The organism is Flavobacterium sp. 5 (assembly GCF_002813295.1).
Classification (GTDB): Bacteria; Bacteroidota; Bacteroidia; order Flavobacteriales; family Flavobacteriaceae; genus Flavobacterium.
In genome coordinates this window covers 3,270,485-3,281,868 of record NZ_PHUE01000001.1, presented here as the reverse complement: position 1 = coordinate 3,281,868, position 11,384 = coordinate 3,270,485, and the positions used below count along the sequence as shown (strand labels likewise).

The window sequence follows — 11,384 nt, the reverse complement described above, 5'->3', positions numbered from 1 at the left end:
TGGGTTTTACTGTTTTTGATTTTTTATAAAATGAGTTTCAAAGATAGAAGAATTCCCTACATTATCAACTACAACTACTTTTAATACATTATCGCCATCTGCCACAATTCCATCACTAAAATTATGCGTTAAAAGACTTGTTTTATTATCGTATTCCATCAAAATCCATTTTCCATTGAGATAACCATTATACGATTTTATACCAGACAAAGCATCTGAAATACGAACTTGAAGTATCTTTTGATTGTCTAAATTTTTTCCTTCAATAGGTTTCGAAATTTTTATAACTGGTGCAACGGTATCCATCGCCAATTTGAATTTACCTAGTGTTTTAGTACTAATTTCATAAACATTATTCTTTTCTCGTGTTGAGTTATAACTTACACCATTCCCTGAAACACGGCCTATAAAAATTTTATCTTTTTTGCTAATATCTAAACTACTACCCTCCATTGAAACTGTAAAATTGCTATTCGCTGGAACGGTATCATCATGAACTGTTAATACATTATTGCTAAATTCAAAATTCAAATCAAAATCATTATAGAATGTTCCCGCAGGAAAGAAAACGCTGTTTTTATCTTTTTCAAAGAAACAATCCTTTGATGCTTTCACCACATAATTAGACAAAATAGGTTCTTTTTCGATTATCGTAGAAAGAGAATCATATTCAACTGGAATCACAATTGTCGTTTTGTTTCCATAATAATCTGAAACTTCCAAACGACAAACATTAGTTAAATTGGGAGCTACCGTAATTATACCATTGGATTCATCGACTTTTATAATACTCAAATTATACGGTGGATTCATGAAGAGCTTTTGAATCCTTTGACTCGTTTTTTTATAAAATGCATAATCAATCAATGCATTTACATATCGCATTTCATCAAAAGAATAGGTATTAAATTGGTATCCGAAAATAGATTTTCCATTGTTAGATAAATCAACATTGAAACTGCCATTTTTATTAAAAGATACATCATCATAATCGAAAGTAGTAATTCCAAAACCAATTTTACCATTAGCAATAACTTTATCTGCTAAATAGGTTCCATCTTTTTGCAGAGATAAATTAATTGGAATACGACGTTGCGCATGATTAACAGTTGTTTTAGAATCCAAAGGATAAACGTATAGATTTGAGACAATTGGTTTCTTGGTATCTTGCATCAAAGCATCAAATCCAAAAAACATTGGATTGATAATTTTTTCCGTTTTGGTATCTCTAAATTCAAAATGCAAATGAGGCCCTTCAGAAGACCCAGTATTTCCAGACAACGCTATTAACTGGCCTTTTTTTACAGGCATTTGATTGGGCTTGAAATACATTTCAATTTCAAAAGACTTTTCTTGATAATGGGTTTTCTTTATATAACTTTCAATTGAATCAGTGCCTTTTTGCAAATGTCCGTACACCGAAGTAAATCCATTTGGATGATCTATATAAATGGCCTTTCCATTGCCAAAAGTAGAAATCTTAATTCTAGATACATACCCATCAGCAACAGCATACACGTTTAAACCTTCCTTTTGAAGAGTTTTCATATCAAAACCAGCATGAAAATGACTTGGTCGCAATTCTCCGAAATTTCCAGATAACTTTAAAGGAATATCAAGAGGCGACTGAAAATAATCTTTAGGATACTCAACTTGTGCAAAAAGAGTTGTTGAAAATAATAACAAAAAAAAGTAAAATTTCATAGTATACATTTTGGCTAAGATAAAAAAAGCAAGCAAGACCTACAAATTTGAACATACTTATTAATTTTCAGGAACAACCATAATAAAGTATTTCCAATACCAATAGTTCCTCCTCAACACTATACCTTTACTTTTTTAGCAGTAAAAAAGTAGAGAATGTAGTTTCGATCAAAGCCAAAGATAAACGTTAAGCCTTTTTATAATAATTAACAATTAAAATCAAACTCAGTTTATAAGACAAAATAAAAAAATTACAATAATTTGATTTTCAGATAATTGATTATTTTAACGTAAAAAAATCAATAAAATATTGTAATAATAAAAAGGAATACTAACTTTGTAAGATTAAGTAATGAATAGGAATTATAATGAGTGTGATTGCAGAAATAATTGATACTCTTGAAAATAAGATTGGAAAACTTTTTCTAAAAATACAAAGTTTAGAAAAAAACAATCAAGATTTACGTTTAGAGTTAAAGAATACTGCAGTGTTAACGCAAAACCAATCCAAAGAGATTGATGAGCTTAAAACACAATTAGAAACACTTAAAATGGCCAATGCATTATTAGGCAGTGACGATAATAAAAGAGATACAAAGCTTAAAATAAATTCAATAATTCGTGAAATTGATTACTGCATAGCCCAGCTATCAGATTAATAAAAAACACATGGACGAAAAGCTTAAAATTAAAATATCAATTGCTGACAGAGTTTACCCTTTAACGGTAGACTTCTCTCAGGAAGAAGGACTTAGAAGTGCTTCAAAAAAAATTGATGCTATGATTAAGCAATTTGAAGAAAATTATGCTGTAAGAGACAAACAAGATGTATTAGCTATGTGTGCTTTACAATTTGCTTCTCAAGCAGAACAAAAACAAATTGATAATGCTATAAATGGTAATGAAACCATTGAAAGATTAAACAAAATCAATTTGCTTTTGGACGAATATCTCGAAAATTAAACGTTCTTTACAAAGACTAAGATACTGCCTACATTAGTTCATATTGGTAAACTCAACACTAACAATTTAGAATGAGCAAATCATCACTACTAAAGCATGCCACGCTTCGGCGAGGAAACTTGAACAGTGAGTTAGCTCAAAACTTGTCTTTTCGAGTTTATACAACTTCTAATGTAGGCTTTTTTTATATATAAATTTTTAATAAACATGGACATCATAACAATAATTATTTCAGGAATTACGGGTATTGCACTAGGATTTGGTATTGCCAAAATCATAGAAAAAAGCAATATCTCTAATTTAATTAAAAGCGCAAAAAAAGAAGCTACTTCAATTTTAAAAGATGCTAATCTTGAGGCTGAAAACATTAAAAAAGACAAAATTCTTCAAGCAAAAGAAAAATTCATTGAATTGAAATCAGAACATGAACAAGTAATTTTAGCTAGAGATAAAAAAGTAGCCGAAGTAGAAAAGAGAGTTCGTGATAAAGAATCGCAAATTTCAAATGAATTATCAAAAGCAAAAAAAGTAAACGATGATTTTGAAGCAAAAACTGCAGAATACAATTCTAAAATCGAGAATTTAGAAAAGAAACAAGAAGAGGTTGACAAACTTCATAAAAGCCAGCTACAACAATTAGAAGTGATTTCCGGATTATCCGCCGAAGAAGCTAAAGATCAACTTGTTGAAGGCTTAAAAGCTGAAGCGAAAAGTAAAGCCATGTCTCATATTCAAGACACAATTGAAGAGGCTAAATTAACAGCACAACAAGAGGCTAAAAAAATCATTATCAATACCATCCAAAGAGTTGGAACAGAAGAAGCGGTAGAAAACTGTGTTTCTGTTTTCAATATTGAATCAGATGATGTAAAAGGTAGAATCATTGGACGTGAAGGTAGAAACATTAGAGCTCTTGAAGCTGCTACAGGAGTTGAGATTATTGTTGACGACACTCCTGAAGCTATTATCTTGTCTTGTTTCGATCCTGTTCGTAGAGAAATTGCTCGTTTGGCATTACACAAATTAGTTACAGACGGTCGTATTCACCCTGCTCGCATTGAAGAAGTGGTAGCTAAAACTACTAAACAAATTGATGATGAGATTATCGAAGTAGGTAAACGTACTGTAATAGATTTAGGAATTCATGGATTACACCCAGAATTGATAAAAGTTGTAGGTAGAATGAAATACCGTTCTTCTTACGGACAAAATTTATTACAACACTCACGCGAAGTTTCTAAACTTTGTGGAATTATGGCTGCTGAATTAGGACTGAATGTAAAACTAGCTAAAAGAGCTGGATTACTTCATGATATTGGTAAAGTTCCTGATGCAGAAAGTGATTTACCACACGCATTATTAGGAATGCAATGGGCTGAAAAATATGGTGAAAAAGAAGAGGTTTGCAACGCAATCGGAGCTCACCACGACGAGATTGAAATGAAATCATTATTATCTCCTATTGTACAAGTTTGTGATGCTATTTCGGGCGCAAGACCCGGTGCAAGACGACAAGTTTTAGATTCATACATTCAACGTTTGAAAGATTTAGAAGAAGTAGCATACGGATTTAGTGGAGTAAAAAATGCTTATGCAATTCAAGCTGGTAGAGAACTTCGTGTAATTGTAGAAAGCGAAAAAGTATCTGATGATAATGCTGCTAATTTATCATTTGAAATTTCACAAAAAATTCAGACTGAAATGACTTATCCTGGTCAAGTTAAAGTCACTGTAATTAGAGAAACTAGAGCGGTGAACATCGCGAAATAAAACTTAGTCTTTCTTATCGTAAAAGATTGAGAAATTAAAATACAAAAATCCAAATTCCGATTTTATTAATTGGAATTTGGATTTTTTAATTAGTAATAAAATTATATTTCTCTAGATTTAAAAAATATAATTATTATCCTTTTTTAAAATACACCTTAAAAGTTGTTCCGAAATTAAGAGTACTTTCGACTTCAATTTTACCTCCCATATTTTCAATTTGATTTTTGGTCAAATACAAACCAACTCCTCTGGCATCATTATTTCTATGAAATGTTTTATACAATCCAAAAATAGAGTCTTTATGTTTATCTAAATCGATTCCCAATCCATTATCTTTTACATTCAGAATTACAAAATCATCCTTTACTTCAGCAGTAAAAACAATTTTAGCCTCTTTATTTGGATCCGAATATTTAATTGCATTCGTTAGTAAGTTCAACATAATACTTTCTAAATAAGCAGGTATACAAAGTATTTTTACCGAATTTGGAACATAATTCAGTACTTGAATTCCTTTTAGCTTAATAGACTCGTACAGGACATCTAAAACTTTATCAATAAAGCTATTAATTTTCAAAAGTTGCATATTATTCTCTCTCTCAGTATATACACTTACCAAATCATTCAGGCTTTCAATTGTAGAAAACAACTCATCGGATACAATTTGAATATTACTTAAGGTATCCGATTCAGACAAAAGAGCTTCTTTGTGCAAATCTAATAATGATTTTATATTACCACTATGGGTTCTTAAATTATGAGAAACAATATGAGCAAAATTAAGCAACTTATTGTTTTGAACATTTACAATTTCAAGCATTTTCGACAACTCTATCTCCTTTTCTTTTTGTACTGATATATCGGTATGAGTACCTACAATACGCAAAGGCTTGCCATATTCATCTCTTTCTATAACTTTTCCTCTATCCAGAATCCATTTGTATTTTCCTGAACATAAAACGCGATGACAAGTTTCGTAAAAAGGAATTTTGTTATCAAAATGTAAATTTATATTTCCGTAATATTCTTCACGATCATCTGGATGAACCCTTTCGTCCCATTCTTCTGGGGCAGCCACCAAATCAGATTCGGTCAATTCCAATATCTTCATTGACTCTGAAGAATAATAAACCTTATTGGTAGTTAAATCCCAATCCCATACTCCTCTATCAGAAGCTTGCACAGCAAAATGATATCTTTCATCAGCAACTTTTAACCTGATTTCTTGTTCTTTAACAATTGTTATATCCGAAATTAATCCATAAAAAACAATTTCATTTTGATCATTCTTTTTAGGTGTTGCATCGATACGAATCCATTTATATCCACTTTCGGGCATCAATAATCTGAAATCGATCTCCCATTTTTCATTACTAGAAATCGCTTTTTCGTATGAATCCAAAAACATTTTTAAATCTGGCTCATAAATTTTATAATTGGACAAGTTATACGAATCCTCTAGAAATTCATGCATAGAAAATTCATTCAGAATTTCAATTGGTTTGCTCAAAAAGTCGACTGTAATTTGCTTAAGAGAGTTTACCCTAATCTGAAAGATTATATTAGGAAGTTGCTTAATTAGACTTTCGTATAATTTATTTAAATCTTCTGGGTTTTTATTGGCTGTAAAGATCATATTTATAAACTTCTTAGTATAATTACAAAAATATTGAAACTTAAATAGATATTATTAAAAACAATAAATAATTTATTAAAGAATTACTTTCGTGGATGATAGGCATTCATAACTTCGGTTAAATACTTTCTATCCAAATGAACATAAATCTCTGTGGTAGTAATCGATTCATGACCAAGCATTAACTGAATAGAACGTAAATCAGCTCCATTTTCTAATAAATGGGTAGCAAATGAATGTCGAAAAGTATGAGGACTTATACTCTTATTCAAATTAATTTTTACTGCCAAATCTTTAATAATCGTAAAAATCATAGCTCTTGTTAATTGTCTTCCCCTCCTATTCAAAAACAATATATCTTCAAATCCTTTTTGAATATTCACATGAACCCGTACATTATTTTTATACGTCTCCATATATTTTTGAGTCAATTCACCTACTGGTACAAAACGCTGTTTATTGCCTTTTCCCGTAATTTTAAGAAATCCTTCTTCAAAAAATAAATCAGATATTTTTAAGGCAACTAATTCTGAAACCCGAAGACCACAACCATACATAGTTTCTAACAAAGCTCTATTACGCTCCCCTTCGTTAGAACTCAAATCGATTGCTGAGATAAGTGCATCAATTTCGGTAACAGCCAAAGTATCTGGTAATTTACGCCCAGTCTTTGGAGATTCTATTAATTCCAAAGGACTATCATTTCTTAAATCTTCAAAAATTAAATACGAAAAAAAACTTTTTAGCCCAGAAATAATTCTAGCTTGAGATCTCGGATTTACTTCTTTGGAAACTGAATAAATAAATTGCTGGAGAACTTCTTCATTAATGGCTATAGGAGAAACCTGAATCGAATTTTGAGTCAGAAATTGGCACAACCGCTCAATATCAAAGGAATAATTATCTATCGTATTCTTAGATAAACCTCTTTCAATTTTAAGATATGACTGATAATTTTTTATGTGAGTTCCCCAATTCATTATAGCAAAGTAAAGACTTTTTTGTTCATAAAAAAACCTCCCGATTGGGAGGTTTCCTTTTTATAAACTAAATTCTAAAAATTAGAATTTGTAAACAAGACCCATAGTTAAATCTTCAAGACCTAAACCTAATTGGAAAGTTTTTGTAGCTTCAGCACCATCTGCATCTGGCTTAATAGAACCATAGCTCAAAATACCTATCGAAGCTTCAAAAGCAAAATGTTTAGATACAAAATAACTAACACCTGGAGCTACTGCAATATTAAAACCATTAGCTTTTCCATCTTCAGTACCATCAATACCATCATCAAATTTAGCACTTGCATAGTTAATTCCTAATTCACCAAATAAAGAAAAATTTGAAGCCGGAGTAGCATAATATCTACCAAATACTCCAAAACCAATTGTACTTAATTCTTGATCGTTACCAAACTCATTAGTTTCTTTTTGTGAATTAAAACCAATAGTAGCACCAACTGCAATATTATTAGTTGCAAAATAACCAACTCTTGGAACAAAATTAAACTCACTCTCTTTAAAATCTCCAGTTTTTGATGAAGAAATACCTACTGCGCCAGAAATAAACAAATCCCCTTTTGCAAATCCTGCAGTTCCTTCTTGAGCATTTGCAAATCCAAATGCGAATACAGCAATCGCTGATAAAATAATCTTTTTCATTTTTTTTGTTTGTTTGTTAATACGGCGGCAAATGTACGAATTGTTAATCAACATTCACTAACAAATTCTTAATTTAATGTTAAATTGTAGTCTAAATACTTATTTTTAGTTAGCAAAAAAGACGTTAAAAAAATGTAAATCAAACATTTACATCGAAATAAAATTCAAAAAAAACACCCATAATTTTCATTTTTTAACAAAAAAACATTTCCATTTTATTTTAAAAAGACTAGTTCTTTTCCGCAATAGACGATCAATATTAAGAACGAATTATTTATTTTTACAAAAACAAAAATTATGAAAATCGCCATCCTTAATGGTCCAAACTTAAATCTACTTGGAAAAAGAGAACCAGAAATTTATGGTTCTCAAACATTTGAAGATTATTTTGAAATTTTAAAAACCAAATTCCCTCAATTAGAATTAATTTATTACCAAAGTAATATTGAAGGCGAATTAATTGGTAAAATTCAAGAATTGGGATTTACTTATAATGGAATAATTCTTAATGCTGGTGCCTATACTCATACTTCTGTTGGAATTGGTGATGCTATAAAAGCAATAACCACTCCTGTAATCGAAGTGCATATCTCAAACACTTATGGACGCGAAAGCTTCAGACATCAATCCTATATTTCAGGAAATGCCAAAGGTGTTATTTTAGGTTTCGGAATGAAAAGTTACGACTTAGCAATCCAGTCATTTTTGTAATATTTTTATATAAATATTAACAGAATAACCTTAATATTCAAGTAACAATACTTACAGTAGAGCGTCTTACATAAAATCTAAATTTATGAAAAACGCTCTTTTGTACTTTTTACTATTATCTTCTTTTTATGTCACTTCCCAAATAAAAGGCACTGTTACTGACGAAAAAGGGAATCCGTTGCCTCTGATCAATGTTTTTGAAGAGAATACCTATAACGGAACTACTACAAACGAGCAAGGAAAGTATCAACTTCATCTAAAATCTAGTGGTAATAAAATTGTTTTTCAATATTTAGGTTTTAAAACTCAAAAAATAGCTATCCCGATTGAAAACTTTACCTTACCATTAGATGTAAAAATGGCTGAAGAAAGCTACTCTCTTAATGAAGTAGTAATTAACACAAAAGATAATCCCGCAAACGCAATCATAAAAAAAGCAATTGCCAACAAAAAAGAAAATACTAATAAAACGGCAAGGTTTAAAGCCGATTTTTATTCAAGAGGAATTTTCAAACTAAAAAATGCTCCCAAAAAAATACTCGGTCAGAAAATTGGTGATTTGAATGGAGCCTTAGACTCAACTGGAACAGGTATTATTTCTTTGTCTGAAACATTTTCTAAAATCATTTTTGAAAAACCTAACAATTTAAAAGAAGTTGTTACTGCATCAAAAGTTAGCGGAGACAACAAAGGATATGCTTATAATACCGCCAGATCTTCCTTTTATGATTTTTATGACAATACTATAAATTTTGGCATTAATATGATTTCGCCCATTGCAGACAATGCTTTCAACTATTATAAATACAAACTAGAGAGCACTTTTGTAGACGAAAACAATCAAACAATCAATAAGATAAAAGTTATTGCCAAGAGAGATAAAGAGCCTGTTTTTGAAGGTTATATCTATATCACAGATAACTCCTATTCTATTTATGCGGTAGATTTGGACATAAAAGGGTATCGAATGCAGGAAGAAGTTATCGATGTAATGACATTGAAGCAAAACTTCAGCTACAATAAAACCAACAAAATTTGGGCTAAAAACACCCAAAGCATTGATTTTAATGCAGGAATATTTGGAATCAAATTCAATGGTAAATACACTTATGTTTACAGCAATTATGAATTTGTAGATTCTTTCGATAAAAAAACATTTACCAACGAAATCACTAGTGTCGAAATCGATTCAAACAAAAAAGATACTATTTTCTGGAACACCAACAGACCCATTCCGCTAACACAGGAAGAAAGCAATGATTATATTAAAAAAGACAGTATACACAACGTTCGCAACTCCAAAAAATATTTAGATTCGATTGACAAAAAAAATAACAAGTTTAAGTTTTTCGATCCCATTACTGGCTACAGCTACCATAACAGTGCAAAAAAATATTCTTGGAGATATAACGGCTTACTAGACTTTAGCTCTTTAAGTTTTAATACCGTGCAAGGCTGGAACTTTAGTTCTGGTTTCTCCTATTCTGACTGGAAGAAAGAAGATGAAGGAAAGCGAACTAACATAGATTTAAATATTAATTATGGGTTTTCTGATGATCGTTTGCGAGTTAAGGGTAAATATTGGCATCAGTTGAACAATCAAAATTATGCAAATTTCACCCTTTCGGGAGGAAGCACGGTTGCACAATTTAATAGAGAAGAGCCTATTAGTCCCTTTATAAACTCTATCAGCACTTTGTTTTTCAAAGACAACTACATAAAGCTTTATAATTTAGAATTTGCCGAATTTGAGTATGGCGAAGATGTAGCAAATGGGGTTCATATAAACGGAAAAATTAGCTATGAGCAACGAAAACCTTTATTCAACACCACAGATTTTTCATTTTTTAACAAGGGTGATATATTTTCATCCAATAACCCATTAGACCCAACTGATTATACCAATTCAGGTTTTGAAAAACATAAATTGGCTAAATTGGATTTGCATGCAAAAATCAATTTCGGAAATAAATACTCCTCAAGACCCGACGGAAAGTATAATATTAGAAATGAAAAATATCCCACTTTATACGTAGGTTTTGAAAAAGGATTTGCTGGAAGCGAAAAAAAATATGAGTTTGATCAAATTAATGCACAACTAAAATACAACCATACTTTTGGGAATAAAGGAAATTTTGGATTAAATATAAAGACTGGAAAATTCTTTAATGCCGATGAAATTTCGTTTGTAGATTACCAACATTTTAACGGAAACCAAACCTTTATAGACTTATCTGATAAATATTTAAATGCTTTTGGTTTGATGCCTTACTACACGAATAGCACTAATGATAGTTATTTTGAATTGCATACGGAGCACAATGACAAAGGCTATATAATGAATAAAATTCCTTTACTAAATCTATTAAAATCGAACTTGGTGGTTGGCTATCACTTACTGGCTATTCCAAATCAAAACCCATACTCGGAGTATAGCGCGGGTCTGGACAATCTAGGCTTTGGTAAACTTAAAATATTTAGAGTGAATTATGTGCGTTCCTATCAAAACGGTTTCCAAAAAGACGGTGTCGTTTTTGGATTGAAATTCATGAATTAGAACTCATTACAATCCTATTTATTTGAATACAATTACAACTCTAAACACTTAGTAACAACTCTGTAACTGTCCGAAGCACGTTTGATGAAGACGGAAGCTCTCTTGACGGCGACGGAAGACCTTTTGACGGAGGCGGAAGACAATTTGTAAGCGACGGAAGACCTTTTGAAGGAGACGGAAGACCTTTTGAAGGAGACGGAAGATCTTTTGAAGGAGGCGGAAGATCTTTTGAAGGAGGCGGAAGACCTTTTGAAGGAGACGGAAGATCTTTTGAAGGAGACGGAAGATCTTTTGAAGGAGACGGAAGACAATTTGTAAGCGACGGAAGACCTTTTGAAGGCATTCTTTTTTCTTCGGAATCCAGATTTTACTAGGCTTAGTGCAA

General features: G+C 31.1%; 9 protein-coding genes. 5 read left to right on the top strand and 4 right to left on the bottom strand.

The window, feature by feature from the left end; translation table 11 throughout:
- Positions 1 to 6: 6 nt before the first annotated feature.
- Positions 7 to 1,704, bottom strand: coding sequence for a M23 family metallopeptidase (locus CLU82_RS13660; RefSeq protein WP_100845038.1), 1,698 nt, complete (start codon positions 1,702 to 1,704; stop codon positions 7 to 9).
- A gap of 368 nt (positions 1,705 to 2,072) precedes the next feature.
- On the opposite strand from CLU82_RS13660, the gene CLU82_RS13655 reads away from it, so the two are divergent.
- From CLU82_RS13655 to rny, 3 genes are all read left to right on the top strand, one after another.
- Positions 2,073 to 2,363, top strand: coding sequence for a hypothetical protein (locus CLU82_RS13655; RefSeq protein ID WP_100843607.1), 291 nt, complete (start codon positions 2,073 to 2,075; stop codon positions 2,361 to 2,363).
- A 10-nt stretch (positions 2,364 to 2,373) separates the two neighbouring features.
- Positions 2,374 to 2,667 (top strand): cell division protein ZapA, encoded by a 294-nt coding sequence (locus CLU82_RS13650; protein WP_100843606.1) that lies wholly within the window; start codon positions 2,374 to 2,376, stop codon positions 2,665 to 2,667.
- 207 nt (positions 2,668 to 2,874) lie between these two features.
- Complete coding sequence (gene rny / locus CLU82_RS13645; RefSeq protein WP_100843605.1) at positions 2,875 to 4,437, top strand: ribonuclease Y; 1,563 nt, start codon at positions 2,875 to 2,877, stop codon at positions 4,435 to 4,437.
- A 133-nt stretch (positions 4,438 to 4,570) separates the two neighbouring features.
- Here rny and CLU82_RS13640 read toward each other — a convergent pair whose 3' ends face one another.
- The 3 genes from CLU82_RS13640 to CLU82_RS13630 all read right to left on the bottom strand — a co-directional run bounded on the left by CLU82_RS13640 (position 4,571) and on the right by CLU82_RS13630 (position 7,731).
- Entirely contained in the window at positions 4,571 to 6,073 is a 1,503-nt protein-coding gene (locus CLU82_RS13640; RefSeq protein ID WP_100843604.1) for a PAS domain-containing protein, read from the bottom strand.
- Positions 6,074 to 6,156: 83 nt separating this feature from the next.
- Positions 6,157 to 7,053: a site-specific tyrosine recombinase gene (locus CLU82_RS13635; RefSeq protein WP_100843603.1), complete on the bottom strand. Its 897-nt coding sequence runs from the start codon at positions 7,051 to 7,053 to the stop codon at positions 6,157 to 6,159.
- An 81-nt stretch (positions 7,054 to 7,134) separates the two neighbouring features.
- Positions 7,135 to 7,731 (bottom strand): outer membrane beta-barrel protein, encoded by a 597-nt coding sequence (locus CLU82_RS13630; protein WP_100845037.1) that lies wholly within the window; start codon positions 7,729 to 7,731, stop codon positions 7,135 to 7,137.
- Between the two features lie 297 nt (positions 7,732 to 8,028).
- Here CLU82_RS13630 and aroQ point away from each other — a divergent pair, with 297 nt between their 5' ends.
- Both aroQ and CLU82_RS13620 read left to right on the top strand, forming a co-directional pair.
- Positions 8,029 to 8,442 carry a type II 3-dehydroquinate dehydratase gene (aroQ, locus tag CLU82_RS13625; protein ID WP_100843602.1) on the top strand — a complete coding sequence of 138 codons (414 nt, stop codon included), beginning with the start codon at positions 8,029 to 8,031 and terminating at the stop codon, positions 8,440 to 8,442.
- Positions 8,443 to 8,527: 85 nt separating this feature from the next.
- Positions 8,528 to 10,999, top strand: coding sequence for a DUF5686 and carboxypeptidase regulatory-like domain-containing protein (locus CLU82_RS13620; RefSeq protein ID WP_100843601.1), 2,472 nt, complete (start codon positions 8,528 to 8,530; stop codon positions 10,997 to 10,999).
- The last annotated feature ends 385 nt before the right edge of the window (positions 11,000 to 11,384 follow it).